Consider the following 25,626-nt stretch of genomic DNA (forward strand, 5'->3'; position numbering starts at 1 on the left):
CGCCTGGAGCGAAGCGAAGCGGAGTGCAGGGCAGGCGGCCCGCCCTCCGGTAGCGGCGCGCTTTCGGGTCCTGGAGGGGCCCGTCTAGACGTAGAGAAACTTGTCAGGGAACGGGGGAACGACCGCTGGTCATACGGGGTCAGACCTTGGGCCTCTGTGGTGCGCAAACGGAACATTGACGACCACCCGTGCCTGAGTGATATTCGAACAGGACCGAAGGGGGTATGGCCAATGGATTCGTCGGTCTCGCAGGCAGCATCATCGGACCCGTTCTGGGAACGCGTCGCCGTGGCGGCCACCGGGCCGTTGGTGACGGTCGTCATCGGTGGCCTCGTCGTCTGGGGAATCACTTATTTGATTCAGCAGTCACGTGAGAATTCGATACGACAGCGGGCCGAGGATCGAGCGGACGCCGACACCAGTCGCGAACTGCGGGCTCGTGATGATGCCCTTAGGCACGAACTCGTGACGATGATGACCGAATCCGCCGCGACCCTTTACTTGGTAACACAACACTACTGGCGGGCGAAGGTTGACCAGGAAAGACTGCCAGGCGAGCAAGCCACGGAAAAGGCTATTAGATACCTCCGTGCGAGACTCGACGCTCAGTACCTTAAGAGCCGGGCTTCCGGTGAAGCGCTGGAGTTCCAACTGTTGGGATATTTCGTCAGCGCTAGACCACGGGATCAGTGGCATCAAGTACAGGACCTGCTCACCGTCCGTTATTTTCAACTTATCGACCGGGACACTGACAAGCTGTACGAGGACAACGTCGGCCCGGATCACAGCGGCTTGGACATCAAACAGCTCAGAAATGCGAAAACCTTGCTCAACAAGTATAAGGAGGTAATGAGAGAGGTCATTGACAGCGTTTTCAAGGAGCCGCTCGCCGCTAGGTCTTCTGACGAAACGCAGCCCGCGAAACGTCCCGTCACAATCTGACGGGGTGACCTCGCGCCGCCTCTCAGCGGCAAATTGAGGCGCTATTGGCCATAAGTTCGGCAGGCGTCTAGACCTGTCGCACCACATGGCGGAGATCCGTAGCCGCATCTGTCATCGACCCACAGGGGAATGTGCTTGGTTGATGTGCGACAGTCGATTTATGGATCGCGGAGCAGATGGCCGCGCGGCGCGGACCACGGACCACGGACATTCTTCGCTGTCGACGCGGCATCTATTCCATCAAATCTTGGGCCACCAGAGGCTGGAGTTCGTCCTGCTGTATCGCACTGGTTTGAGCATCGTTTCGTCGTGCCAGGTCGGCAAGTCATAAGCGTTGTCGCGCACCGTCAGTTTGCTCGGCCCCTTTCCCAACTCTGCATAGGCGGTGCGCTCGATGAAGCCGGCCCAGTCACCGCCAGCCTCGACCGCTTCTTGGTGCGTCCGTTCGATGGTCTCAATCGCCGACAGGATGTCTGGCCACAGCGCGAGGGGAAATCCAGCATGGATCTACTGGCAGGAGAGGACCACCGCCCTGACGATCCACACGAGTTCCAACGGCCGTTCGCAGCGTCGCAGTTCGTTGCACGTGGCAGATGGCATTCCGCCTGCTCGGCTGCATGACGCGGGGCACACCGCCGCCACGCTCCTGCTCGAGCAGGGAGTCGACATTCGCATCGTCCAGCAGATCCTCGGGCACTCGCCAATCACGGTGACCAAGCGGTACGCCCATGTGACCTCCCGGCTGGCGCGGGACGCTGCCGATCGAATGGGGCGTGCGCTGTCTGGATGACGCCGACTGCAACCGCAACTGCAACCATGGGACGAGTCGCCGTCCCGCGGCTCACGCTGAGGGCTTGGTTGTTCGCCTTGCTGTGTTGGCGTGTTGGTCATCTAGGCGGCTTGAGACCGCTGGTACAAAGGATCCGGCCCCGCAAAGGTATGAGCTTGCGGGGCCTTTGCTATGGGGTGGACAGGCGTTCGAGGGCGTTGACGTAGCGGCGGGCGGCGTATTGCTGGCCTTTGCGGGTGGCGGGGCCGGCTAGGTGGGTGTACCAGGTGGCGGGGCGGCTGTAGGCGCGGACGGTGAAGTAGACGCCGTCGGACTCGCGGGTGACGACGAAGGACTCCTCGCCGGAGGCGGGGTGGCCTTCGAGGGTGCCGTAGGCGAAGCCGATGCGGTCCGGCTCGTCGACTGTCCAGACGACGCGGCATGGGACTGGTAGGCCCAGAGCGCCTAGTGGGGAGAGGGTGCGGAGGCGGCCGACCAGGATGCCGGCGCCCAGGCGTCCGAGGGTGTTGGTGCCGATCATCGGAGGTGTGTCGGTGGCGGTCGTCGGTACGCCGGCAGCGCGGTGCATGCGCCAGTTCAGTAGTGCCTCGCCGGCTCGCGCGAACACCTCACTGCCCCCACCGATGCGAGCCCGGTGCTCGAGTCGGTGATAGCCCTCCGGCGTCTCGTCGTACCGGGTCGATCCCACCACGTCATAGCTGAAGCGCAAGTCCGCCAAGTCCTCGAGCTTCACCGAACACGCTCCCAACTCGTCGCCTGCGCGTGGACCAGGGTGGTCAACTGCTCTTCAGGCCGCTGGTGTTGTCGGACTTGAGAGCGTTGAACAGGGCCTTCGCCTTGGTGGTGTCCCACTTCACCGCGACACCGCGGCCGCTGCCCAACTGGTAGTTGTCGTCGCTGACTGGCACGGTCAGGGTGACGCCGCCGCTGCCGGAGACCGCCCGCATGCCACGGGCGAAGCGGATGAAGTCGAACAGGCCCATGTCCTTGTCCACCGTGAGCGCGTCGACGCCCTTGGTGGCGACGTTGTAGTAGCGGATCGGGTTGAGGAACGTCGACGGCGAGCTGGCCTTCTTCGCCACCGCGCCGACCATCGCGCGCTGCCGCTCCACCCGGCCGAAGTCGTTGTTACCGTCGGCGTGCCGGGACCGGACGTACCCGAGCGCCGTGACGCCGTTCAGCTCCTGGCACCCGGCCGGCAGGTCGATGTGCGCGTCCTTGTCTTTCATTGCCTTGGGCAAGCACATGTTGACGCCGCCGACACTGTCGATGACCGAGGCGAAGCCGCCGAAGCCGACCTCGACGTAGTGGTCGATCCGCAGTCCGGTCACGTTCTCGATGGTCTCGATCAGCAACGCCGGCCCCTTGTTGAAGGCCGCGTTGATCTTCTGCTTGCCCTTCACACCGGGGATGTCGACCGCGCTGTCGCGCGGAATGCTGATCAGCACCGTCGGCCCCGAGTCGGGGACGTGCATCAGCATGATCGAGTCGGTCCTGGCCGGTCCGGCGTCTCCGCCGGTGTGCAGCCGCGCCCGCTCGGCTCGGGTGAGGTCCTCGCGGGCGTCCGATCCGACCATCAGGTACGTCGTACCAGGTGTCTCGGCGGGGCGGTCGCCGGTCGGCATCGCGTCGATCTTGTCGATCCGGCTCCACGCGTACAGGGGGACCGCGACCAGCATGAGGATGAACAGCAGGACGATCAGTCCGACGGTCCGGAGGAACCAGTTCCGCCGCTTCTTCGGGCGTGCCTGCGGCGGCCGGTTCGCGTATCGCGGGTCGATGGGCTGCGGTTGACTCATACCCACGACCGTATCGGTGTCCGGCGTCCACGCACGTCACCCCACTGAATGGTTTTACACGTCGGAAAGTCGGGCCCGCCTCCTTCAGAAGGAGGAAATCGGCCCCGAAACCGAACCAAACCGCCGGAACGCGCGCGGCGAAACCCCTACTCGTGCGGTGAACAAGCGGGTGAAGTAGGCCGGATCGTCGTATCCGACCTGCTGGGCGATCGCAGCGACGGACAGCTCCTCCTCGACCAGCAAACTCTTTGCAGTGTTGAGTCTGGTGGTCAAGACCAGTTCCTGCGGCGTCGAGCCCGTCGTACGGCGCACTGCCTCGCGCAACTCCCTCACGGTGAGTCCCAGCTCGGCGGCATAGTCCTGAACGCTGAGCGGCGTACAAGCAAGCTCTGCCAGCTGTGCCGCCACTTCATCGCCGGACACCGGTGCGGCGCGAGCGATGAGGTCATACAACGCAGCAACGGTCTGTACGGCGCTATGCGCAGTGCTGACGCGTAAGAGCCGAGTGAAAGCCCGGTCCACCGGCCGTGGGTCGGCGTACCGGCGGACTGGTTGGTCAGCGTCCAGATGGCCGAGTGTTGTGAGCGCAGTGGTTGCTGGACCGCTGAAGAGTGTCCACACCTGCCGCCAGCGGGTGGTGGGTCGGTAGCCGTGCAGAACTCCGGGATAGAGCCAGAGCATCGCCGGCGCGCGTACCTCATGCAATTGGCGGTCAGGTCCGTGCAGCAGATGGCCGCGGCCCTCCTTGAGCCAGACCATGGCGTGGCAGCCCAGGGCTCGCTCCGGTGTCGGGCCGGGCGGGTTCTCCTGCTCGCCGGCGCCGAGGCAGAAGAGTCCAAGTCGCTGCTCCGCAGCACCAGGAGTCAGGTAGATCGACCAGTTCGCCACCGAACAAGAGTCCAAGAAGTCGGCCTCGGATGTCCATTCCGGTCGCCGCGGAAGCACGCTGGAATGAGTGACGTGCTGACTTCCAATGGATACGTGCTCGATGATCGGCGGCTTGGCGAGCTCGAGGTGGTTCCCGAGTGGGAGCGTGAGGATCGCGGCCTACTGCGAGAGCGGCTGGAGCGGGATGGATACCTGTTTTTGAAGGGTTTGCTCAAGCCTGACGTGGTGTGGGCGTTCCGGGAGTACTACTTCGGCGTGACCGGTGCCGCTAGCGACCGAGCGTCGTACCGGAAGGTGCTGTTCGAGCAGATCGTGCCGGGGGAGGAGTACGCCGCCTTCTGTGCACAGCTCAAGGGCTGGTTCGAGTGGTTCCTCGGCGGGGAGCCGTTCCTGCACAAGCGGAAGATCATCCGGCAGACCGCACCGGGCGAGAACGGCATCGGTACGGCGACTCAGGCACACTACGACCTGCTCTACCTCAGAGGCGGAAGTGACCAGGTGCTGTCGGCCTGGATCCCGCTCGGCGACTGTCCGGTCAGCAGAGGCGGTCTGACCTACCTCGAGGGCAGTCACCACCGAGTGCTCGAAGAGGAGGTGGCTGGACGGCTCAAACGGCCCGCTGCGTCCATCACTGCGGACCTGCCCAGCCTGGCCGAGGAGTACGACGCCAACTGGCTGGTGGCCGACTATGCGGCCGGCGATGTGGTCATTCACACCGCGCACACCGTCCACGCGGCGCTGGACAACGTGTCGGACCAGATGCGGCTGTCGACCGACATCCGGTACCAGCGCGCCGCCGACGCGATCGACGCGCGCTGGCAGAACCACTGGCACGACCAGGACGGCCTCTGATGACGGTCACCGGCTCGGCAAAGTTCCCGTCGCACCCGGTTTGACCGAACTGCGGACGCTTCTCGCTAACGACAATCATTTTGGTTAAGGTGCCGAACGAAAGGGTTCATACCGAAGCTGAGGAGAGCCGTGAACCGCAACGAGCTGGTCGCCGGGGTGGCGCAGAAGGCGGGCATTCCGCGGAACCAGGCCGAGAAGGTCCTCGACGCGCTGGGCGACGTCGTCACCGAGGCCGTGCACAAGGGCGACAAGGTCTCGCTGACCGGCCTGCTGAGCATCGAGCGCGTGCTGCGCGCGCCCCGCACCGGCCGCAATCCGCAGACCGGCGAGCCGCTCTCCATCCCGGCCGGCTATTCCGTCCGCCTGTCCTGCGGAAGCCGCCTCAAGGCTGCGGCCCGAGGCGACCTCCGCACGATCTCCTGACGATCAGCGCCGGACCGCTGTGACCCAGTACGGCGTCGTGGCGGTCGGTGGAGTGCTGAACCGGGCGTTGGGCAGGTAGAGCCGGCGCCCGAACGCCGCCACCGTGGTGGGGACGTCGAAACCGGGATCGGTGATCGTCCGGACCAGAGTGCCCTTGGTGCCGGTCCGGTTGAGCTTCACCACCGCGACCTGGTTCAGGAAGTTCTGGACGACGTACAAGGTCCGCCCGATCAGCAGCATGCCGTCGCCACTGGTCATCAGCGTGGCACCGAGGTCGACGCGCTTGGTCACGCCGGTCCGCGGATTCACCTTGAACAGGAACCCGGTCGACGACTGGACGATGATCAGCGCCCGGCCGTCTGGTGTCAGCGTGATGCCGTTCCCGTTGAAGCCGGTCGGGTCGTGCACATAGTCACCGGTGAGCGGGACGGTCCGCGTTGTCGTCAGGAGCTTGCCGTTGCGGCCGATCGGCACCTGGTAGATGGCCGGTTGGCTGGTGTCTGTGAACCAGGCGGCGTTCTTGCTCAGCACGACGTCGTTCACGAACGTCGGCGCGACCCCGGTCAAGCTGTAGCTCTTGAGGATCTTGCCGGTCCGGATGTCGACCACCCGGCCCGTCCCAGTGGGCCCACCGGCAATCCACAGCCTGCCGCGGTTGTCCGCCTTCAGACCGACTGACGGCGTACCAGGACCTTGGCTGATCACCTTGCCGCGGCCGGTTCGCAGACTGGCGGCGTAGATGTCGCCGTCCACCAGTGAGCCGAAGTACGCCGTACTGCCTCGGATCGCGATGCCTTCGGGCTGGAACCCGTTCGGCAGCTCGATCCGGGCCGGGAACGCGGTGGGCTTCGACGACTTGGCCGAGTTCGCCGACGTCGCCGACAGGAACCGGATCTGGTCGCACTGGCCGTCGTCGACCGAGTGCTTGACGGTGGACGATGCCGGTGTGGGGACGGCGGCGGCCGCCGTCCCCACAAGGCCCAACAGGAGGGCCGGCAGCCCGAGTACGGCTGCGATGCTACGGATGTTCATGTTTCCTCCCCACCCTGACCGTAGGACAGCGATCCGCGGTCGGGAACGGTTCAGCGTGGGACAGCGGTGACCCAGTACGGAGTGGTCGGTGTCGGCGGCGTAGTGAAGCGGGCGTTCGGCAAGTAGAGCCGCTTCCCGAACGCTGCGGCGGTCGTCGGTACGTCGAAGTCCGGGCTGGTGATGCCTCGGACCACCTGGCCCGTGGTGCCGGAGCGGTTCAAGGTGAGGACCGCGATGTTGTTCAACCGGTTCTGGACGACGTACAGGGTGCGGCCGATCAGCAGCAGGCCGTCGCCATTGGTCATCACCGCGTTACCGATGTCGATCCGCTTGGTCACGCCGGTGCGCGGGTCGACGCGGAACAGGAAGCCGGTCGACGACTGCACGATGATCAGGGCGCGGCCGTCGGGCGTGAGCGAGATGCCGTTCGCGTTGGTGGCACCGGGGGTGTGCTGGTAGTCGCCGCTCAGCGGGAGCGTCCGAGCCTTCGCGGCCAACTTGCCGTGCCGGCCGAACGCGACCTTGTAGAGGACCGGCTGTTGCGAGTCGGTGAACCAGGCCGCGTCCTTGCTCAGGATCACGTCGTTCACGAACGTCGGAGTCGTGGTGGTGAAGGTGTAGCTCTTGAGGATCGCCCCGGTCCGGGTGTCGATCACCCGTCCGTTGCCACCGGCCGCACCGGCGACGAACAGCCGGCCGAACCGGTCCACCTTCATGCCGAGCGAGCCGGTGCCCGGCCCTTGGCTGATCACCTCGCCGGCGCCGGTCTTGAGGTCGGCGGCGTAGATGTCGCCGTTCGCGCGGGAGCCGAAGTACGCCGTACCGCGGGCGATCGCGATGCCCTCCGGCTGGAACCCGTTCGGTAGCTCGATCCGGGTGGGGAACTTGGTCGTGGTGTGGGCGGCGGAAGCCGGGGTGCTCACCAGGCCCAGCATCAATGCGGGCACGCTGATCAGCGTGGCGAGCCGGCGGACGAGGTGTGACATGGCGGGTCCTCCTGATCCGTGGTGTTGCCCAGGAGAACGGCACCGGCCTGTGGAAAGTTCACAACGGCCGTCGCGGCAACCGGGTATGTTCGCTGACAAGCAACTGGACACGGGAAACAAGGGGTCAGGGATGACAGCAGGGATCGACAGTTCGAGTCTGTCCGCGACGGTGCGGGCGCAGGACGACCTGTACCGGTACGCCAACGGGCCGTGGCTGGAAGAGCACGAGATTCCGGCGGACAAGGCCATCTACGGCGCCTTCCACGCACTCTGGGACACGGCCGAGCAGGACGTCCGCACGATCGTCGAGAAGACGGTCGCGGCCGGGCACCCCGAGGGCAGCGAGCCGCGCAAGATCGCCGACCTCTACAGCAGCTTCATGGACTCCGAGGCGATCGAGCGGCTCGGAGCCGAGCCGATCGCCGAGCAGCTCGCCCTCGTCCAGGGGATCGAGGATCTGCCCGGCCTGGTCGCGGTGCTCGGTCAGCTCGAGCTGCAGGGTGTGCCGGGTGTCTTCCACTACTGGGTCGACGCCGACGCCAAGAAGTCCGACGAGAACATCGTCTACCTGACCCAGGGCGGCCTGAGCCTGCCGGACGAGTCCTACTACCGCGAGGACAGCTTCGCCGAGGTGCGTACGGCGTACGTCGTGCATGTCACGCGGATGCTCGAGCTGGCCGAGCTGACCGATCCGTCCGGTGCCGCCGAGCGGATCATGGAGCTGGAGACCAAGGTCGCCGGCGCGCACTGGGACCGGGTCAAGAACCGCGATGTCCAGCTGACCTACAACAAGGTCGACCGGGCCGGGCTGGACGAGCTGACCCCCGGCTTCGACTGGTCGGGCTGGCTGGTCGGCGCCGGCGTACCGGAGAGTGCCTTCGAGCAGGTCGTCGTTCGCGAGCCGGACTTCTTCACCGCGGCCGCCGCGGCCCTGCAGGAGGTCGGGCTCGACCAGTGGAAGGAGTGGCTGAGCTGGCGGATCGTGCACCGCGCGGCGCCGCTGCTGAGCACAGCCTTCGTCGATGAGAACTTCGCCTTCTACGGCAAGACGCTGACCGGGGCGCCCGAGCTGCGCGAGCGGTGGAAGCGCGGCGTCGCGTCGGTCGAGTCCGCGCTGGGCGAGGCGCTCGGCAAGCTGTATGTCGCCGAGCACTTTCCGCCGACCGCCAAGGCCCGGATGGTCGAGCTGGTGCAGAACCTCGTCGAGGCGTACCGGCAGCGGATCGACGCGCTGGACTGGATGGGCCCGGACACACGGCAGCGGGCGCTGGACAAGCTGGGCACGTTCGTGCCGAAGATCGGCTACCCGGACCAATGGAAGTCCTACGAGGCGCTCGCGATCGACCCGGCCGACCTGTTCGGCAACGTCCGCCGGTCGGTCGCGGTGGAGACCGAGCGGGACCTGGCCAAGCTCGGGCAGCCGGTGGACCGGACCGAGTGGAAGATGACGCCGCAGACCGTCAACGCGTACTACAACCCGCGGATGAACGAGATCGTCTTCCCGGCGGGCATCCTGCAGCCGCCGTTCTTCGACCTGGACGCCGACGACGCCGTCAACTACGGCGCGATCGGGGCCGTGATCGGGCACGAGATCGGCCACGGGTTCGACGACCAGGGCTCGCGGTACGACGGCGACGGCAACCTCAACGACTGGTGGACCGACGACGACCGCGCCGCCTTCGAGCAGCGCACCGACAAACTCGTCGCGCAGTACGACGTCCTCTCGCCGGCCGAGACACCTGGTCAGCACGTGAACGGCAAGCTCACGCTCGGCGAGAACATCGGCGACCTGGGCGGGCTGTCGATCGCGTACGTCGCGTACCAGCTGTCCCTGGACGGTGCCGAGGCACCCGTAGTCGACGGGCTGACGGGGAGCCAGCGGTTCTTCGCGTCCTGGGCGCATGCGTGGTCGACCAAGACCCGGCCGGAGGAGGCGGCGCGCCGGCTGGCGATCGACCCGCACTCACCGCCGGAGTTCCGCTGCAACGCGGTGGTGAAGAACATCGACGAGTTCCACACCACCTACGAGACTGCGGAAGGCGACGGTATGTGGCTGGCACCCGAGGACCGCGTCCGGATCTGGTAAACAGCCTGCAGCTCCCCGTCACAGGCGGGGAGTTGCAGGGTTCCGGGGAGTGTCGGTGGTGGCTCGTAGGGTCGGGTTGTGACTATGGACGAGCCCAGGGTGCGGCCTTTGCGGGCGCCGACTGTGTATCGGTTCCCTCGGTCTGGTGAGGGGTTTGTGGCGTGGTCGGGCGTCGAGGAGCGGCTGAGCGCGGCCAAGAACTACTGGTTGGCTACGGTGCGGCCGGATGGGCGGCCGCATGTGACGCCGGTGTGGGGAGTCTGGGTGGACCGCGGGTTGTACTTCGACGGTCTGCCGACTACCCGGTGGGGTCGTAACCTCGCCGCGAACCCGCAGGCGGCCGTGCACCTTGAGAGCGCCGACGACGTGGTGATTCTCGAAGGGCTGGTGGAGGACCTGGAGACGACCTCCGCCGAGCTCGGTGACCGGGTGGTCCGGGCGTGGACCGCGAAGTACGGACGGCTCGAGCCGGAGCCGGTCGAGAGCGGCATCTTCCGCCTCCGCCCGCACACCGCCCGCGCCTTCACCGGCTCCCTGGACCGCGGCTGCGCCTGGACCTTCGAGCCCACAAAGTAGACAGATCAGCAACCGTCGGGGCGGGCGGCAGGTGGCTGCCCCGACACCCCCGTCGCAACCCCGTGAAAGCACCGGCAGCTCGCCGCCTGCGGCGGCGAGCTGCCGGGTAATACGTGGGCCCTCCGGTGGTGATGCAGTGAGGTGAGGCCCTCGTCGTTCTAGGAAGCCATCCAGTTCTGGATGCCTTCGATGGTTCGGGGCATGGCTTCGGAGAGGTTTTCGGCGGCGTCTTCGGTGACGAGGATGTCGTCTTCGATGCGGATGCCGATGCCGCGGAGGTCTTCGGGGACGGTGAGGTCGTCGGCCTGGAAGTAGAGGCCGGGCTCGACGGTGAGGACGTAGCCGGTCTGCAGGGGACCCTTGCGGTAGGTCTCGTCGCGGGCCGAGGCACAGTCGTGGACGTCGAGGCCGAGCATGTGGCTGACGCCGTGCAGGGTGTAGCGCTGGTAGAGGCGGCTCTCGGGGTCGAGTGCCTCGTCGGCCGAGACCGGGAGCAGGTCCATCGCGTCGAGCCCGCGCACGATCACCTCCATCGCCGCCTCGTGCGCCGCCCGGAACGCGGCACCCGGCTTGACCGCAGCGATGCCCGCGTTCTGCGCGTCCAGCACCAGTTGGTACAGGTCGCGCTGGCGCGGGGTGAACTCGCCGTTCACCGGCAGCGTGCGGGTGATGTCCGCGGTGTAGAGCCGGCGGTTCTCCACGCCCATGTCGAGCAGCATCAGCGTGCCGTCGACGACCGGGCCGTCGTTCTCGATCCAGTGCAGCGTGGTCGCGTGCGGACCGGCCGCGGCGATCGAGCTGTACCCGACATCGTTGCCCTCGGCCCGCGCCCGGCGCCAGAACGTGCCCTCGATCCAGCGTTCGCCGTACTGCCGGACCTTGTCCATCTCGGCGAGCACGTCGGAGAAGCCGCGGTGCGTGATCGCGACCGCGTCCCGGAGCTGCTCGAGCTCGTACGGGTCCTTCACCAGCCGCAGCTCGGACAGCGTCGTGGCGAGCTCGTTGTCGCGAAGGTCATCCGTCTTCACGCCGGTCAGCAGCGACGCGATCGACTCGTCCTCGTCGCGCCGTACGCGGGTGGGTACGTCGCCCTTGAGCGCGTCCGCGAGCCGGTCGACGTGCCGGGTCTCGAGGCCGAACTCCTTGGCCGTCTCGGTCAGCGACGGGCGCCGGCCGGCCCACAGTTCGCCGTACATCCGGTCGCGCCAGAACTCCTCGCCCTCGCTGCGGTCGGCGCGCGGGCGGAAGTACAGGACAGAGTCGTGGCCGCTGGTGCCGTTCGGCTCCAGCACCAGGACGGCGTCGGAGGTCTGGTCGCCGGCCAGCCAGGCGTAGTCGGTGTGCGGGCGGAAGACGTAGTCGGTGTCGTTCGAGCGGACCTTGTAGGTGCCGGCCGGGATCACGAGTCGCTCGCCCGGGAACGCCTGCGACAGCGCATCGCGCCGCTTCGCCGCCCACACGCCGACTTCGCTCAGCGTCACGTCCTGGCGCTCGGAGTCGGCCCAGCCCGAGTTCATGAACGCGCGCAGCTTCGGGTTCGGCTCGTTGTCGTGCGAGGCCGTCTTCGGCGCGGCGTTCTCAGCGGCGCCGGCGGTCTCAAGGGTGCCGTTCTCAAGGGTGGAACTCTCGGCGGCGGTGGTCTCGGTCGTGTCGGTCATCGTCGACCAGTCCTCATCTCGGCGCGGGCACTGCGGTTCAGCGCGGGGTGTGCAGTTGATCGCCGCGGAGGGTGCCGGTGTCGGGCAGCGCCTCGGCGGGGTCCGAGCCGATGCGGGTGATCGCATTGTGCTCGTCCACGAAGACTACGCTCGGCTCGAAGACCTTCGCCTCCGCGGTGTCGAACATCCCGTACGCGATCAGGATGACCAGATCGCCGGGATGGATCAGGTGCGCCGCGGCCCCGTTGATCCCGACCACGCCGGACCCACGCGGCCCTTCGATCAGGTACGTCGACAGCCGGTTCCCGTTGGTGATGTCGACGATGTCCACCTTCTCGCCGGGCAGCAGATCGGCCGCGTCCATCAACTCGGCGTCCAGCGTGCACGATCCGACATAGTCCAGATCCGCCTGCGTCACCGTCGCCCGGTGCACCTTCGACTTCATCAGTTCGCGCCACATGCGGCCCCATGATCCAGCCGAACCTCACCCCTGTCAGTGGCCACCGTCACCCCACCAGTTCACGCTCCCGCTCGGCCGGGAGGTGGCGGCGGAGGGTTTCGCCTTCGACGTCGACGTTGGGGAGGAGGCGGTTCAGCCAGTGGGGGAGGTACCAGGCGGAGCGGCCGAGGAGGGCCATGACGGCGGGGACGATGGTCATGCGGACCAGGAAGGCGTCGATGGCTACCGCCAGAGCCAGGCCGAAGCCGATTTCGCGGATCAGGGTCTGGCTGGACAGGATGAAGCCGGAGAAGACGGCGGTCATGATGACCGCGGCGGCGGTGACGACGCGGGCGCTGTGGGCGAAGCCGTCGACGACCGCGGTGCGCGGCTCGGCGCCGTGGACGTGTTCCTCCCGCATCCGCGTGACCAGGAAGATCTGGTAGTCCATTGCGAGGCCGAAGACGACACCGATGAGGAAGATCGGAAGCATGCTGATCACCGGCCCGGTCTGCCCTTCGATGCCGAACAGCCCGGCCAGCCAGCCCCACTGGAACACCGCGACCACCGCGCCGAACGTCGCCGCGACCGTGAGCAAGAAGCCGAGGGTTGCCTTCAGCGGCACCAGCAGCGACCGGAACACCAGCATCAGCAGCAGGAACGCGAGCCCGACCACCAGCGACAGATAGGGGATGAGCGCACCGCCGAGCTTGTCAGAGAAGTCGATGTTGACCGCGGTCGCGCCGGTGACGGACACCTCCGCGCCACCGTTCTCCGGCAAGGCCCGGATCGCCTGGACCAGGTCGTTCGTCTGTGTCGTACTCGGGCCACTGGCCGGGATCACCGTCAGCAGCGCGGTGTTGCCGGCCGGATTGAACGTCGGCGGCGTCACCATCGTCACGTCCGGCAGCCCGCGTACGGCGGTCGCCGTGGCAGCGGCCGCCGCCTTCGGGTCGGGCGACGCACCGGCGTCGACGACCACCATCAGCGGACCGTTGAACCCGGCACCGAACCCGTCGGACAGCAGTTCGTACGCCTTCCGCTGGGTCGAGTCCGGCGCGGCGGTGCTGTCGTCGGGCAATCCGAGCTCGAGGTCGGCCGCCGGGACCGCCAGCGCGCCGAGACCGATCACCGTCACGAGCAGCACGGCCACCGGCCGGCGGGTGACGAACCCGGCCCACCGGCGACCCGCGGAGAGCTTGCCGGTCGCCTCGGGATCGCCGGACCGCAGCCCGGGGATCCGCCCACCCAGGACCCGGCGGCCCGCCACCCCGAGCAGTGCGGGCAGCAGCGTGAGGGCGATCGCGACCGCGAGGACGACAGTGAACGCGGCGGCCAGGCCCATCTGGGTGAGGAACGGGATGTTCACGACGAACATCCCGGCCAGCGCGATCACCACGGTCATCCCGGCGAAGACCACCGCCGACCCGGCCGTGCCGACCGCGCGGCCGGCCGCCTCCTCGGGCTCCAGCCCGCTACTCAGCTCGTGCCGGTACCGGGACATGATGAACAACGCGTAGTCGATCGACACCGCGAGCCCGATCATCAACGCCAGGATCGGCGTTCCCGAACCGATGTCGATGAACCCGGTCGCGGCGGAGATGGCGGTCACCCCGATGCCGACCCCGATGATTGCCGAGAGCAACGGTAGGCCGGCGGCGATGAGTGAGCCGAAGGTGATCAGCAGGACCACCGCGGCCACTCCGAGGCCGATCACCTCGGTCAGGCTCTGTTCGTCCTGCGGCTGCATGGCGTCCCCGCCGTACTCGACGGTGAGGCCGGCCGCGCGAGCGGGCTCGACCGCGGTCGCCACGGCCTCCTGTGCCTGCGGCGTGACCTCCGGTGAAGGTACGTCGTACGTCACCTGGGCGTAGCCGGTGCGGCCGTCGGCGGAGATCGCCTTGGCGGTGAAGGGATCGAGGACCCTCGCCACCTGCGGAGCGTCGGTGATCCGGCCCAGGGTTTGCTGTACCTGTGCGGTGTTGGCCACGTCGGTGAGCTTCTGGCCGTCGGGTGCCTGGAAGACGATGCGGGCGGTGGCGCTGTCGGCATCGGCCTGCGGGAAGCGGTCCTGGAGCAGGTCGACCGCGCGCTGCGACTCGGTGCCCGGGATCGAGAAGCCGTTGGCGGTCGGGCCGGACAGAGTGGCCGCACCGGCGATGCCGGCGGCCAGGAGCCCCAGCCACACGAGTACGACGAGTCGGCGTCGGCGGAACGCGAACCGGCCGAGCCGGTACAGGTAGGTAGCCATGCTGCCGATCGTTCCGGCCGGGCCCTGTCATCCGCGTCTGCCAGGAGTGGGCTTCTCGGCGTACTGCGGATGCCGTAGGTCCTACTGCGTCTGCGGTACCTCGGCCGGCGGCAGGGTGGTTCCCGGACGGACCAGACCGGTCTGGTAGGCGAGCACGACCAGCTGGGCGCGGTCGCGGCACTCGAGTTTCATCATCGCCCGGTTGACATGCGTCTTCGCGGTCGACGGCGACAGCACCAGGCGTACGGCGATCTCGTCGTTGGTCAGCCCGAGGGCGACCAGGCCGACGATCTCGCGTTCCCGGTCGGTGAGGACGTCGAGTGCGGACGGGCCGAGGTCCTGGCCGACCTGTGGTTCGGCGAGGAAGCGGTTCATCAGGCCGCGGACCGCCTTCGGGGAGAGCAGTGCGTCGCCGCGGGCGACGACCCGGATCGCGTCGATGAGTTCGGCCGGCTCGACCGACTTGCCGAGGAAGCCGCTGGCTCCGGCGCGGATCGCTTCGAAGACGTACTCGTCGACTTCGAAGGTGGTCAGCACCAGCACCTTCACGCCGGCCAGCGCTTCGTCCGCGGTGATGATGCGGGTCGCCGCGAGCCCGTCCAGCTCCGGCATCCGGATGTCCATCAGGATCACGTCGGCGCGCTCGGTCCGGGCCAGCTCGACGGCTTCCCGGCCGTTCGACGCCTCAGCAACGACCTCCAAATCGGGTGCTGAGCTCACCAGCACCCGGAACCCGCTGCGGATCAGCGTCTGGTCGTCGGCCAGCAGCACCCGGATCGTCACCTACGACTCCCGTCTCGAGAGGAAGAACAGCATGCACCCCGAAGCCCCCACCCGCCTCCGGTCCGGTCGTCAACTCCCCACCCACCGCCGTGACCCGCTCCCGCATCCCCAGCAGCCCGTGTCCGGTCGTCGACGGAGTGCTCTCCGGACCGAGGCCGGGACCGCCGGGGAGGCGAGGTGCAGGCGTGCTGGGGGAGGTGTTCGTGACGTCGACGGCCAGGGACTCTGCATGGCGGGCCAGACGCACGCGGACTGTGCTGCCGGGGGCATGCTTCAGGACGTTGGTGAGGGACTCCTGGATCACTCGGTAGGCAGTCAGCTCGATGACGTCGGGGAGCGGACCGATCGAGTCCGGAGGCTCCCAGTCGACCTTCACTCCGGCAGCGACGAACGACTCGATCATCGAGTCCAGCTCGAGCAGCGACGGCGCGGGTGCGGTCGGTAAGGCGGTGCCTTGACGGCGTAGTACCCCGAGCAGGACGGTGAGCTCCCGGAGAACCGTACGGCCGCCGGAGCGGACCAGGGCCAGCGCTCGTTCGGCCTCGTCCGGTTGAGTACGCAGGACGTGCGCCGCGACGCCCGCCTGCACATTCATCAGCGCGATGTGGTGCGCGATCACGTCGTGCAGCTCGTGGGCGATCCGCAGCCGCTCCTCCATCACCCGGCGCTGTGCCTCCTCGTCGCGGGACCGCTCCGCGCGGACGGCCCGCTCCTCCAGCTCCGCCAGATACTCCCGCCGGTACCGGACCGCTCCGCCGACGGCCGCCGCGAAGAGGACCATGAAGGTCATTCCGAGGTTGTCGAGAAGGTTTCCGCCGATGAAGACGGCCGAGGAGATCAGGGTCGCGGCCGCCGTGACGCAGACCGCGCTCGAACTGGTCCGCCGGTCGTTGCGCACCACGACCGTGTAGATCGCGCAGGCCATGAACAGGACGATCGGGCTCTTGCCCTGTTCGGCGATCGCATAGGCGATCGCGACGCCGGTGGTGACTCCGAGCACCACCAGTGGCGCGCTGCGCCGGAAGGTGAGCGCGACGGCACCGACGACGGCAAGTGCCACGATCGTTTGGTTCAGCTCGATCCGTTCGCCCACGTGCCGGCCTCCCGGCACGAAGAGGTTGATCGCCAGGACGACCAGCGCGAGGGCGAGGTCCACCGCCAACGGATGCCACTTGAGGTCGCGGCAGTACCGCAGGAACGCGCCCATTCCTTCACAGTACGTGTTCCCCGGCGGAATCCGCGTCGTCCTCCGGCCGTATCCCCGGCGTACCGCGAACGCGGTATCAGACGGCGGAAGCTTGGACCGCGAGCTCGCGCAGAGCCTCGTACCGCGTCCGCAAAGCGGCGACCCGCTCCACCTCGTCGTCCACCGGTGTGAGGTGCTCGCCGCCTGGGGCCGGGGACAAGTTGAGGGCCACGGCCGCGGCACCGCGAGCGCCAACCTCGGCCTCCGCGCAGACCGTCGTGGGCCGAGCGAAGGTCGCGGTCAGGCTGCGGCGCCACCACTCGGAGGCATCGATACCGCCACCGCCCAGTACTACGTCCAGCTGCCGCCCGAACAGCGAATCGAGCATGCGCAGTCCCCGGTCGATCTCCAGCGACGCGCCTTGCAGCGAGGCGGCCAGCAGGTCAGCGGCGTCGTCGTCGAAGGACAAGCCGAAGTACACGCCGGATCCACTCGGTACGGTCGCCGGCGGCCTGGTCCCGGCCATGAAGGGGATCGCGATCGCTCGGGACGCCCCGATCTCAACCCCGGTCGGCTCGTCGGACTCCAACTGCAGTACGCCGGTCAGCCACGCGTGCAGGTTTCCGGCCGCCGAGAACGCCATCCCGGTCACCGCTCGCTGGTCGTCGACCCGGTAGCGCCACAGTTCCCATGGCAGCTCCGGCGCGTCATCGATCGGATGCACGACCCGTACGGCGGCCGACGTCCCGACCGTCACCGCCGCAGTGCTCTCGTCGTACCCGCCGGACCCGACGTTCGACGCGGCGCCGTCACCGGTCGGCGGATGCACGGGTACGTCGACCAGCCCGGGCCACCGGCGTTCGTACTCGGCGGACAACGTCGCGGTCCACCCGGTTGGGACGATCGGCGGGAGCTGGTCGGCCTTCACCCCGGCGATCTCCAGCGCCTCGTCGTCGTACGAACCGCCGGCCAGGTCGAGCGTGCCGGTCCCGGAGGCGATCGACACCGAGGTGACACGCTCGCCAGTCAGTCGCTCGAGCACCAGGTCGGGCAGTCCGGCAAACGCTGAAGGGGAGCCTTCCGACAGGAGCCACGGGATCCGCCGGGGCCAGTACAGCCGGTGCAGCCAGGAGCCGGTCCGGGCGTGGAACGCGTGCTCGTCGAACGACGACCCGAGATCGAGGTGGACCGAGCGGGTGTCCGCCCAGGTGATCACCGGCGTGAGCGCAGCACTTTTGTTGTTGAGGGCAACGATCGAGTGCCATTGCGACGACAGCACGATCGCACCGATGTCGCTCAGGTGGCCGTTCTGCTGGAGCTCGTCCAGGCAGCCCAGCAGCCCTTCGACGTACGCGTGCAGATCGAGCGTCGCCGAACCGTCGGAGCCGTAGGCCGGGGAGATCTTGTGACGCGCCAAAGCTCCCGCAAGTGGTGACGCGTCTTCAGCCGACAGGACCAGGGCACGAGCTGATGACGTGCCTAGATCCAAGGCCAAGACCCGTCCGTCAGTCTTCGTCATGCAGGGCTTTCAGGAACGACGCCGCCCAGACGTTCACGTCGTGCGCGGCCAGGTGCTTGCGCATCGCCTTCATCCGGCGGCCGAGCTGACGGTCGTCGGTGTTCATCGCGTCGACGATGGTGTCCTTCATCCCGTTGATGTCGTGCGGGTTCACCAGGAACGCCTGGCGGAACTCGTCCGCGGCGCCGGCGAACTCACTCAGCACCAGGGCTCCGGTGTCGTCGTACCGGGTGGCGACGTACTCCTTGGCGACCAGGTTCATGCCGTCGCGCAACGGCGTCACCACCGCGACGTCCGCGGCCCGGAACAGCGCGGCCATCTCGGTCCGTGAGTACGACGTGTGCAGGTAGTTGATCGCCGGGGTACCGATCCGGCCGTGCTCGCCGTTGATCCGGCCGACCAGCAGCTCGATCTCGTCCCGGAGCACGCGGTACTGCTCGACGCGTTCGCGCGACGGCGTGGCCACCTGGATGAAGACGGCGTCGTCGACCGACACCCGGCCCTCGTCCAACAGCTCACCGAACGCGCGCAGTCGTTGCCGGATCCCCTTGGTGTAGTCGAGCCGGTCCACGCCGAGCAGGATGTGCTGCGGATTGCCGACCTCCTCGCGCATCTCGGCGGCCCGGGCGAGGGTCTCCGGCTTTCGGGCCAGGTCCTCCAGCTCGCCGACGTCGATGGAGATCGGGAACGCCTTGGCCCGGACGATCCGGTCGTCGGGCAGGTGGATGCGGTCGCCGCGGGTCCGCAGGCCCATCCGGTTGCGGGCCAGGCGGGCGAAGTTCGACGCCGCGCCCGGGCGCTGGAAGCCGACCAGGTCCGCACCCATCAGGCCGTCCAGGATCTGCCGCCGCCACGGCATCTGCGCGAACAGCTCGGTCGGCGGGAACGGGATGTGCAGGAAGAACCCGATCCGTACGTCGGGCCGCAGCCGGCGCAGCATCGCCGGGACCAGTTGCAGCTGGTAGTCGTGCACCCAGACGTCGGCGCCATCGGCGGCGGCATCCGCGGCAGCCTCCGCGAACCGCCGGTTCACCGCCACGTACGACTCCCACCACTCGCGGTGGAACTCCGGTGCCACGATCACGTCGTGGTACAGCGGCCACAGGGTCGCGTTCGAGAAGCCCTCGTAGTACAGCTGGACGTCTTCGGCCGACAGCATCACCGGGACCAGATGCATACCGTCGTTGTCGAACGGATCCACCTTCTCGTCCGCGCTCCCGGTCCAGCCGATCCACGCACCGTGGTGGCGCTGCATCACCGGTGCGAGGGCGGTGACCAGACCGCCGGGACTCCGGCGCCACGCCGTACTGCCGTCGGGCATCTCGATCCGGTCGACCGGCAGCCGGTTGGCCACCACTACGAAGGAACTCCGTCCGTCAGGCATCTGCTGTCATCCACCCAGGTCTTCGTCGTCACCGGGGTAGCGCACCCCGATCTGGCTACGGGTTTCGTCGAGCAGTTCGAGAACCTCGATCGTCGCGACATGCGGCAGCGACGGGACCTCGATCAGTCCGTTGCGCAGCGCACGCATCACGTCCCCCGCCTCATAGTGGTACCCAAGGCCATGCGTCGGTACGTCGATCCGCTCGCTGCCGGCCGCCGTACTGCGCACGTAGTACTCAGGATGGTGGAAGCGGTGTGGCAGTTGCAGACTGCCCTCCGGGCCGCTCACGGACGCGACCCAGGGGTTCTGCGACTTGAGACCGCAGGTGAGCGCGGCGACCGCGCCGGAGTCGTAGCGCCAGGCCATGGCGACGTTCAGGTCGATGCCGTCGTCGGTGAGCGATCCGACGGCCTTCAGCTCGGCCGGGCGGCCCAGCGCCAGGTAGGCGAAGGTCATCGGGTAGATGCCGCCGTCCATCAGCGAACCGCCGCCGAGCGCCGGGTCGAGCAGGCGGGCGGGCAACGATGGCTTGTGGAAGGCGAAGTCCGCGACGACCTGCTGCGGCTCGCCGATCACACCGCTGTCGAGCTCCTTGAAGAACGCTCGGATGACCGGGTTGGTCCGCATCCACATCGCCTCGGCGAACAGCGTCTGGTGCTCGGTGGCGACGGCGATCAGATCCCGGGCCTGCTTGGCGGTCAGGGTGACCGGCTTCTCGCAGAGTACGGCGATACCGGCCTGGAGTGCGGTCCGCGCGATCGCGTAGTGCTGTGGGTGCGGTGTACCGATGTAGATCACGTCGACCGTGCCGGAGTCGATCAGCCGGCGGTAGTCGTCGTACGCGTTCTCGATGCCGAACTCGGCGGCGAACCGGTCCGCACCGTCCTGGGACCGCGACGACACAGCTGTCACCACGGCGTCGTCGCCGAGCAGCTTCAGATCCCTCGTGAACGACGTAGAGATGTTGCCCGTAGCAACGATGCCCCACCTGACGCGATCTACACCCACTGGGTTAACTCCGGGGTCGGGAACGGTCCGTCTGCAGCGATTCTCGCTGTTTCGAAGGCGTGAGCCAAGCGAATGAGCGTGGAGTCACTCCGAGCAGTGCCACTGAACGTGATCCCGACAGGCAGTCCTGCGACCAGTCCGGACGGCACGGAGAGCAATGGATACCCGGCCAGCGCCGCATGTGAGGACGAACTGCCCAGTACGTGGTCACCGTTGACCAGGTCGATGGTCCAGGCCGGTGAGTACGACGGGCAGACCAGGGCGTCGAGCTGGTTGTCCCGGAGCAGATTGTCGATGCCGTCCCGGCCGGCTCGCAGTGCGGTGAGGCGGGAGGCGACGTAGATCGGGGAGCTCAGCCCCTCTGTGGCCGCGGCCCGCTCGAACAGTTCCTGGCCGAACCACTGCAGCTCGACGTCCGCATGCGCTCGGTTGAAAGCGATCAGATCATCCAGCGTCCGCGGGCCGCCGGGCACGCGAGTGGCCAGGTACGCCGCCAGGTCAACCTTGAGCTCGTGGGCCAGCACCTGCAGTTGGTCCTCGTCGCCACCGGGGGTCGGCAACGACAGATGGTCGACCAGCGTGGCTCCACACCGGCTGAGCGTCTCCAGCGCGTGCTCAGTGACCTCGTCGAGGCCGGTCGAGTAGCCCCAGAGCGGGCCGCGCGGTACGCCGATCCGCACGTTGCTGAGGTCCGTGCCGCGGCAGTACTCGGAGTAGTCGGTCTTGTTCCCGGTGAGGACTGTGAGCAGGGCTGCCGCCTGGGCGACGGTCCTGGTCATCGGTCCGGCGGTGTCCTGGGAGTGTGAGATCGGGACGATGCCCTGCTGCGGGATGAGACCCACAGTCGGCTTCAGACCGACGATGCCGTTCAGTGCGGCCGGGCAAACGATTGAACCGTTCGTCTCGGTACCTATGGCGTAGTCGGCCAGCCCTGCGGCGACCGCCGCGCCGGATCCGCTCGAGGAGCCGCCGGCGGAGCGGTTCAGCGCGTACGGGTTCCGGGTGAGTCCGCCGTACGCGCTCCAGCCGGAGGAGGACGCCGAGCCGCGGAAGTTGGCCCACTCGCTCAGGTTGGTCTTGCCCAGGACGATGCAGCCCGCCTCGCGGAGTCGCCGTACCAGTGGGGCGTCGTTCGGTGGCGGTGGCTGGTCGGCCAGCGCCAGCGAGCCGGCGGTGGTCGGCAGGTCGGCGGTGTCGATGTTGTCCTTGACCAGGACCGGTACGCCGTGCAGCGGGCCACGGACCCGTCCTTCGTCGCGCTCCGTGTCGAGGTGGGCGGCCTGAGTGAGAGCGGCGGGGTTGGGCGTGCAGATGGCGTTGACCAGCGGGTCCACCTCACGACTCTTGGCCTGCAGCTCTTCCACCAGCGCCATGCTGGAAAGAGTTGAGCTCACGCGTCGATCCTGCCAGAGTTGCCCCGGTCCGGCCGTCCGCCGGCGACACGCTCCGTGTCGCCTGACCGGTGAATGACATGGTTGTTGTTCAGCCGTACAGTGGGGCGCGGACGGACGATCACCGACCGCACAGGAGTCACCAGCAGATGGACAGCGCGAACGCCAGCTCTCCCGGCCCCGCCGAAGCTGCGCCGCCGGCCGTTGCCGGACTCACTGAGCGCGATGGGGCGATCCTCGCGTTCGAGCGGCACTGGTGGAAGTACGCCGGTGCCAAGGAGCAGGCGATCCGGGACCAGTTCCAGATGTCGGCCACCCGGTACTACCAGGTGCTGAACGCGCTGATCGACCGGCCCGAGGCGCTTGCTCACGACCCGCTGCTGGTCAAGCGGCTGCGCCGGCTGCGCGCGGCCCGCCAGCGCGCCCGCTCCGCACGCCGCTTGGGTATCGAGGTCTGACCATGTCCCGCCCGAAGGGCGACCAAGGCCAAGTCTTGTCGTCGCTCGTCGCTGTGGCCGCCGTCGTCGCGATCGTGGCCGGCCTGCTGGTGCTGTTCGGTACTCGCGGTCACGACAGCGAGGCCGACGAGACGTCGGGCGCGACCACCCCGAAGCCGAGCGCGAAGCCGTCCTCGGGGCCGTCGACGATCGCTGCCAGCATCCCCAAGCCGTCCTCGAAGCCGACCGAACCGGCCACTACGCCTACCGAGGCCCCGTCGTCCACGCCGACGACCGAGCCGACCACCGAGCCCAGCTCTGAGCCGACCTCTGCGCCGACGCAACCGCCGTCGAGCCAGTCGACGACGATCCCGGCGGCTGAGCGGCCCGCGGTCGAGGTCTACAACAACACCGCGCGCAAGGGCCTGGCCGACTCGGTCGCGGGCCGGGCGCGGCAGGCAGGCTGGACCGTGGCGGGTTCCCCCGACAACTGGCACGGCAAGATCGCCGAAAGCACCGTCTACTACCCGCCGGGCATGCTCGACGCCGCCAACCAGCTCGCCCGCGATCTCGGGGTGAGCCGGACCAAGGGTGCGCTGGACAACATGAAGAAGGATCGCCTCACCGTGATCCTGACCTCGGACTACGCAGGATGAGCACCCCGGTCATCCAGACCGACGCCGGGCGCGAAGGCTGGGAAGCGATCGTCGCCGACCCGGCCACGGCGGTGGTCGCGTCCGACTTCGACGGCGTACTGTCGCCGCTGGTCGAGGACCCGGCCCGTGCTCGCCCGGCCGAGGGCGCCCTCGACGCACTGGCGCGGCTGGCCCGCTCGGTGAAGCAGGTGGCGATCGTCACCGGCCGTCCGGCACTCGTGGCCACGGAGCTCACCGGTGTGACCGGTCATCCCGGTCTGGGCAGTCTCGTCGTACTCGGGCACTACGGGCTGGAGCAGTGGGACGCCGCGACCGGGAACGTGTCCAGCGACCCGGTGCCGTCCGGTGTCGCCGAGGCTCGCTCGCGATTGCCGGAGATCCTGCGCGCGGCCGGCGTACCGGATGCCTTCGTGGAGGACAAAGAGAGCTCGCTGGCGGTGCACACGCGCCGACTGCCGGATCCGGTCGGTGCGTTGGAGAGACTGCGTACGCCGCTGACCGAGCTGGCCGAGTCGACCGAACTGCGCCTGGAGCCGGGCAACCTGGTGCTCGAGCTCCGGCCGCCCGGGATCGACAAGGGCGTCGCGCTGCGCCGGCTGCTCGAGTCCACGGGCGCCAGGTCGATCCTTTACGCCGGTGATGACCTGGGTGACCTGGCTGCGTTCCGGGCGGTGGAACAACATCGCAAGACCGGACTCCGCGCCGTACTGCTGGCCACGCGGTCGTCCAACGCGACCGAACTGATTCAGGCGGCCGATATCGTCGTCGACGACCCCGCTGGCGTGGTGACCGTGCTCACTGCCCTTTCGGACGCGATCGCAGCACGCTGAACGCCTGCGTCACGGTCTTGCCGATCGGCTGGATCGGCCGCTCGACGTAGCCGCCGTCCTTGAGTCCGGCCAGCCGCTCGAACGGGTTCCGCGACGCCGGATCGCCGGTGAGCAGGAACGAGATGATCACGCCGACGACGTACAGCGGGAGCATGAACAACCCGATCAGGCAGAAGTACTGCCACGAGTGCCGCTCCTCGTGCCGCACCAGCGCCTCGTCCTCGAAGTACGAACGCTCGTGCTTGCTGAGTACGACGTTCCCGATCGTGAACGCCCCAGCCACCGGGAACCCCAGCTTGTACCCGTTCGCAAAGAACAACCCCCGCGGCCCGCGACTGAACCGAGCCCGCCCGATCACCCCGACCCCCAGCCCCGCCAAGGTCGACAGATTCAGGAAGTTCCCCACCACCTTCACCCACTGCCACCCACTCATGCGGCTCAGTATCGGCCCGTGGCGACTCTTTGTCTCGATGTCGCAAACATCAGGACATGGCGTACGATGTCCTAAGAATTGAGACATCAGGACATTGGGGCCAATGACGATCTTCAGCACGCCGGAACTGGATCTCGAGGATCGGCAGGTCCTCGAGCAGATTCACGCGTTCCGGTCCGAGCTCACCGACGTACTGCGGGTTCCCCGGCGGTGGGCCGGCGGCCTGCGGCGGAGCATGTTGGCGCGCGCGATCCAGGGGTCGAACAGCATCGAGGGGTACGACGTCAAGCTCGACGACGCCGTAGCCGCGCTGGACGACGAAGAGGCGCTGAGCGCCGATGAGCGCACGTTCGCCGAGATCCGTGGATACCGGCAGGCGCTCGGCTATGTCCTCGCAATGGCGAAGGATGCGGACTTCGGGCTGGATGCGTCGGCTGTCCGGGGCATGCATTTCATGATGCTCAGTCACGACCTGGCGAAGAGCCCCGGCAGCTACCGGCAGGGTGTCGTCCACGTGCATGACGAGGCAACCGGGGAGAACGTGTACGAAGGTCCGTCGGCGGAGGATGTGCCGGGCCTCGTCGCCGAGCTGATGGACGGCCTGGCCGCCGACGGCGCGGCGGACCCCTTGGTGCATGCGGCGATGGCTCACCTCAACCTGGTCATGATCCACCCGTTCCGCGATGGGAACGGCCGGATGGCGAGAGCGCTGCAGACACTGGTCCTGTCCCGGAGTGGCATCGGAGAGCCGGCCTTCTCGAGCATCGAGGAGTGGCTGGGCAGCAACACCGAGGACTACTACCGGGTGCTGGCGGCGACCGGCGCCGGCGGGTGGCATCCGCGGCGATCAGCCGCGCTCTGGGTCAAGTTCAACCTGCGCGCGCACCATATCCAGGCCCAGACGGTGCGGAGGCGGTATCGCGAAGCGGGCAAGCTGTGGCTGGCTTTCGACGAGCTGATCGCGGAGTACGGGCTGGCGGAGCGCGTCGCTGACGAACTGTTCGACGCGTCCCTCGGCTTCCGCATGCGCCGCTCGACCTACGTACGCCGGGCCGGGATCGAGGAACGGACGGCCACCCGCGACCTAGCGAGGCTCACCGAACTGGAGTTGCTCCGGGCGGTCGGTGAGACGAAGGGGCGGCACTACGTGATGGGTGATCGCCTTGCCGAACTCGTACAGGGCGCACTTTCCACTCGCGAGCCGCTGATCGATCCATACCCGTGGATGCGAGAGCGGCTGGCCGCGGCGCCGACACCGATCCGGTAGTTGTCCGTGG

25 protein-coding genes are annotated in these 25,626 nt (G+C 67.9%); 10 read left to right on the plus strand and 15 right to left on the minus strand.

Going from position 1 to position 25,626, the window contains the following annotated elements; all coding sequences use genetic code 11:
• The first annotated feature begins 231 nt into the window (after window positions 1-231).
• On the plus strand, window positions 232-942 hold the full coding sequence (locus AB0E63_RS07670) for a hypothetical protein (protein WP_360362915.1): 711 nt from the start codon (window positions 232-234) through the stop codon (window positions 940-942).
• Between the two features lie 469 nt (window positions 943-1,411).
• The gene (locus tag AB0E63_RS07675) at window positions 1,412-1,732 is read left to right on the plus strand and encodes a tyrosine-type recombinase/integrase (RefSeq protein WP_360363269.1); all 321 of its coding nucleotides are present in this window, start codon (window positions 1,412-1,414) and stop codon (window positions 1,730-1,732) included.
• Between the two features lie 169 nt (window positions 1,733-1,901).
• Here the strand turns inward: AB0E63_RS07675 and AB0E63_RS07680 are convergent, their stop codons facing one another.
• The 3 genes from AB0E63_RS07680 to AB0E63_RS07690 form a co-directional block, all read right to left on the minus strand.
• Window positions 1,902-2,465, minus strand: a complete 564-nt coding sequence (locus AB0E63_RS07680) for a DUF1990 domain-containing protein (RefSeq protein WP_360362917.1) — start codon at window positions 2,463-2,465, stop codon at window positions 1,902-1,904.
• 43 nt (window positions 2,466-2,508) lie between these two features.
• A complete protein-coding gene (locus AB0E63_RS07685; protein WP_360362918.1) occupies window positions 2,509-3,531 on the minus strand; it encodes an LCP family protein in 1,023 nt (340 codons plus the stop codon).
• A gap of 84 nt (window positions 3,532-3,615) precedes the next feature.
• Entirely contained in the window at window positions 3,616-4,419 is an 804-nt protein-coding gene (locus tag AB0E63_RS07690) for a helix-turn-helix transcriptional regulator (RefSeq protein ID WP_360362920.1), read from the minus strand.
• 63 nt (window positions 4,420-4,482) lie between these two features.
• Between AB0E63_RS07690 and AB0E63_RS07695 the strand changes: the two genes are divergently transcribed.
• Both AB0E63_RS07695 and AB0E63_RS07700 read left to right on the plus strand, forming a co-directional pair.
• On the plus strand, window positions 4,483-5,271 hold the full coding sequence (locus AB0E63_RS07695; RefSeq protein WP_360362922.1) for a phytanoyl-CoA dioxygenase family protein: 789 nt from the start codon (window positions 4,483-4,485) through the stop codon (window positions 5,269-5,271).
• A gap of 129 nt (window positions 5,272-5,400) precedes the next feature.
• A complete protein-coding gene (locus tag AB0E63_RS07700) occupies window positions 5,401-5,694 on the plus strand; it encodes an HU family DNA-binding protein (RefSeq protein ID WP_360362924.1) in 294 nt (97 codons plus the stop codon).
• Window positions 5,695-5,697: 3 nt separating this feature from the next.
• Here the strand turns inward: AB0E63_RS07700 and AB0E63_RS07705 are convergent, their stop codons facing one another.
• Window positions 5,698-6,726 carry a superoxide dismutase gene (locus tag AB0E63_RS07705; protein WP_360362926.1) on the minus strand — a complete coding sequence of 343 codons (1,029 nt, stop codon included), beginning with the start codon at window positions 6,724-6,726 and terminating at the stop codon, window positions 5,698-5,700.
• A gap of 50 nt (window positions 6,727-6,776) precedes the next feature.
• Window positions 6,777-7,712: a superoxide dismutase gene (locus tag AB0E63_RS07710; RefSeq protein ID WP_360362928.1), complete on the minus strand. Its 936-nt coding sequence runs from the start codon at window positions 7,710-7,712 to the stop codon at window positions 6,777-6,779.
• 130 nt (window positions 7,713-7,842) lie between these two features.
• Between AB0E63_RS07710 and AB0E63_RS07715 the strand changes: the two genes are divergently transcribed.
• Window positions 7,843-9,798, plus strand: coding sequence for a M13-type metalloendopeptidase (locus AB0E63_RS07715; protein WP_360362929.1), 1,956 nt, complete (start codon window positions 7,843-7,845; stop codon window positions 9,796-9,798).
• Between the two features lie 156 nt (window positions 9,799-9,954).
• A complete protein-coding gene (locus AB0E63_RS07720) occupies window positions 9,955-10,374 on the plus strand; it encodes a pyridoxamine 5'-phosphate oxidase family protein (protein WP_360362930.1) in 420 nt (139 codons plus the stop codon).
• 158 nt (window positions 10,375-10,532) lie between these two features.
• Here the strand turns inward: AB0E63_RS07720 and AB0E63_RS07725 are convergent, their stop codons facing one another.
• The 9 genes from AB0E63_RS07725 to AB0E63_RS07765 all read right to left on the minus strand — a co-directional run bounded on the left by AB0E63_RS07725 (window position 10,533) and on the right by AB0E63_RS07765 (window position 21,996).
• Window positions 10,533-12,032 carry an aminopeptidase P family protein gene (locus tag AB0E63_RS07725; RefSeq protein ID WP_360362932.1) on the minus strand — a complete coding sequence of 500 codons (1,500 nt, stop codon included), beginning with the start codon at window positions 12,030-12,032 and terminating at the stop codon, window positions 10,533-10,535.
• Between the two features lie 37 nt (window positions 12,033-12,069).
• Window positions 12,070-12,492: an aspartate 1-decarboxylase gene (panD, locus tag AB0E63_RS07730; protein WP_360362934.1), complete on the minus strand. Its 423-nt coding sequence runs from the start codon at window positions 12,490-12,492 to the stop codon at window positions 12,070-12,072.
• Between the two features lie 46 nt (window positions 12,493-12,538).
• Window positions 12,539-14,722 carry an MMPL family transporter gene (locus AB0E63_RS07735; protein WP_360362936.1) on the minus strand — a complete coding sequence of 728 codons (2,184 nt, stop codon included), beginning with the start codon at window positions 14,720-14,722 and terminating at the stop codon, window positions 12,539-12,541.
• Window positions 14,723-14,803: 81 nt separating this feature from the next.
• The gene (locus tag AB0E63_RS07740) at window positions 14,804-15,505 is read right to left on the minus strand and encodes a response regulator transcription factor (RefSeq protein WP_360362938.1); all 702 of its coding nucleotides are present in this window, start codon (window positions 15,503-15,505) and stop codon (window positions 14,804-14,806) included.
• Window positions 15,408-16,712 carry a sensor histidine kinase gene (locus AB0E63_RS07745; RefSeq protein ID WP_360362940.1) on the minus strand — a complete coding sequence of 435 codons (1,305 nt, stop codon included), beginning with the start codon at window positions 16,710-16,712 and terminating at the stop codon, window positions 15,408-15,410. Before AB0E63_RS07745 ends, AB0E63_RS07740 begins: the two co-directional genes overlap by 98 nt.
• Window positions 16,713-16,788: 76 nt before the next feature.
• Complete coding sequence (locus AB0E63_RS07750; RefSeq protein WP_360362942.1) at window positions 16,789-18,210, minus strand: FGGY family carbohydrate kinase; 1,422 nt, start codon at window positions 18,208-18,210, stop codon at window positions 16,789-16,791.
• Window positions 18,197-19,594: a trehalose-6-phosphate synthase gene (locus AB0E63_RS07755; protein ID WP_360362944.1), complete on the minus strand. Its 1,398-nt coding sequence runs from the start codon at window positions 19,592-19,594 to the stop codon at window positions 18,197-18,199. The genes AB0E63_RS07750 and AB0E63_RS07755 overlap by 14 nt, the downstream gene beginning before the upstream one ends.
• A gap of 6 nt (window positions 19,595-19,600) precedes the next feature.
• Window positions 19,601-20,602, minus strand: a complete 1,002-nt coding sequence (locus AB0E63_RS07760; protein ID WP_360362945.1) for a Gfo/Idh/MocA family oxidoreductase — start codon at window positions 20,600-20,602, stop codon at window positions 19,601-19,603.
• Entirely contained in the window at window positions 20,593-21,996 is a 1,404-nt protein-coding gene (locus AB0E63_RS07765; protein ID WP_360362947.1) for an amidase, read from the minus strand. The genes AB0E63_RS07760 and AB0E63_RS07765 overlap by 10 nt, the downstream gene beginning before the upstream one ends.
• Before the next feature lie 146 nt (window positions 21,997-22,142).
• Here AB0E63_RS07765 and AB0E63_RS07770 point away from each other — a divergent pair, with 146 nt between their 5' ends.
• The 3 genes from AB0E63_RS07770 to otsB are packed head-to-tail and all read left to right on the plus strand — an operon-like array spanning window position 22,143 to window position 23,916.
• Entirely contained in the window at window positions 22,143-22,451 is a 309-nt protein-coding gene (locus tag AB0E63_RS07770; protein WP_360362949.1) for a DUF3263 domain-containing protein, read from the plus strand.
• A 2-nt stretch (window positions 22,452-22,453) separates the two neighbouring features.
• Window positions 22,454-23,086, plus strand: coding sequence for a LytR C-terminal domain-containing protein (locus tag AB0E63_RS07775; protein WP_360362951.1), 633 nt, complete (start codon window positions 22,454-22,456; stop codon window positions 23,084-23,086).
• Window positions 23,083-23,916 carry a trehalose-phosphatase gene (gene otsB, locus AB0E63_RS07780; RefSeq protein WP_360362953.1) on the plus strand — a complete coding sequence of 278 codons (834 nt, stop codon included), beginning with the start codon at window positions 23,083-23,085 and terminating at the stop codon, window positions 23,914-23,916. The genes AB0E63_RS07775 and otsB overlap by 4 nt, the downstream gene beginning before the upstream one ends.
• Here otsB and AB0E63_RS07785 read toward each other — a convergent pair.
• Complete coding sequence (locus AB0E63_RS07785; RefSeq protein WP_360362955.1) at window positions 23,882-24,349, minus strand: hypothetical protein; 468 nt, start codon at window positions 24,347-24,349, stop codon at window positions 23,882-23,884. The two genes, otsB and AB0E63_RS07785, sit on opposite strands and share 35 nt — an antisense overlap.
• A 103-nt stretch (window positions 24,350-24,452) precedes the next feature.
• Here AB0E63_RS07785 and AB0E63_RS07790 point away from each other — a divergent pair, with 103 nt between their 5' ends.
• Complete coding sequence (locus AB0E63_RS07790) at window positions 24,453-25,616, plus strand: Fic family protein (RefSeq protein ID WP_360362957.1); 1,164 nt, start codon at window positions 24,453-24,455, stop codon at window positions 25,614-25,616.
• Window positions 25,617-25,626 lie beyond the last annotated feature (10 nt).

The organism is Kribbella sp. NPDC026596 (assembly GCF_040638415.1).
Lineage (GTDB): Bacteria > Actinomycetota > Actinomycetes > Propionibacteriales > Kribbellaceae > Kribbella.

Bases quoted from the DNA above. Each gene is read 5' to 3' on its own strand.
- AB0E63_RS07770 (WP_360362949.1), top strand. From the start codon at position 22,143: ATGGACAGCGCGAACGCCAGCTCTCCCGGCCCCGCCGAAGCTGCGCCG.
- AB0E63_RS07775 (WP_360362951.1), top strand. From the start codon at position 22,454: ATGTCCCGCCCGAAGGGCGACCAAGGCCAAGTCTTGTCGTCGCTCGTC.
- AB0E63_RS07695 (WP_360362922.1), top strand. From the start codon at position 4,483: ATGAGTGACGTGCTGACTTCCAATGGATACGTGCTCGATGATCGGCGG.
- panD (WP_360362934.1), bottom strand. From the start codon at position 12,492: ATGTGGCGCGAACTGATGAAGTCGAAGGTGCACCGGGCGACGGTGACG.
- otsB (WP_360362953.1), top strand. From the start codon at position 23,083: ATGAGCACCCCGGTCATCCAGACCGACGCCGGGCGCGAAGGCTGGGAA.
- AB0E63_RS07715 (WP_360362929.1), top strand. From the start codon at position 7,843: ATGACAGCAGGGATCGACAGTTCGAGTCTGTCCGCGACGGTGCGGGCG.
- AB0E63_RS07725 (WP_360362932.1), bottom strand. From the start codon at position 12,032: ATGACCGACACGACCGAGACCACCGCCGCCGAGAGTTCCACCCTTGAG.
- AB0E63_RS07670 (WP_360362915.1), top strand. From the start codon at position 232: ATGGATTCGTCGGTCTCGCAGGCAGCATCATCGGACCCGTTCTGGGAA.
- AB0E63_RS07745 (WP_360362940.1), bottom strand. From the start codon at position 16,712: ATGGGCGCGTTCCTGCGGTACTGCCGCGACCTCAAGTGGCATCCGTTG.
- AB0E63_RS07735 (WP_360362936.1), bottom strand. From the start codon at position 14,722: ATGGCTACCTACCTGTACCGGCTCGGCCGGTTCGCGTTCCGCCGACGC.
- AB0E63_RS07785 (WP_360362955.1), bottom strand. From the start codon at position 24,349: ATGAGTGGGTGGCAGTGGGTGAAGGTGGTGGGGAACTTCCTGAATCTG.
- AB0E63_RS07790 (WP_360362957.1), top strand. From the start codon at position 24,453: ATGACGATCTTCAGCACGCCGGAACTGGATCTCGAGGATCGGCAGGTC.
- AB0E63_RS07685 (WP_360362918.1), bottom strand. From the start codon at position 3,531: ATGAGTCAACCGCAGCCCATCGACCCGCGATACGCGAACCGGCCGCCG.
- AB0E63_RS07755 (WP_360362944.1), bottom strand. From the start codon at position 19,594: ATGCCTGACGGACGGAGTTCCTTCGTAGTGGTGGCCAACCGGCTGCCG.
- AB0E63_RS07675 (WP_360363269.1), top strand. From the start codon at position 1,412: ATGTCTGGCCACAGCGCGAGGGGAAATCCAGCATGGATCTACTGGCAG.
- AB0E63_RS07705 (WP_360362926.1), bottom strand. From the start codon at position 6,726: ATGAACATCCGTAGCATCGCAGCCGTACTCGGGCTGCCGGCCCTCCTG.
- AB0E63_RS07750 (WP_360362942.1), bottom strand. From the start codon at position 18,210: ATGACGAAGACTGACGGACGGGTCTTGGCCTTGGATCTAGGCACGTCA.
- AB0E63_RS07710 (WP_360362928.1), bottom strand. From the start codon at position 7,712: ATGTCACACCTCGTCCGCCGGCTCGCCACGCTGATCAGCGTGCCCGCA.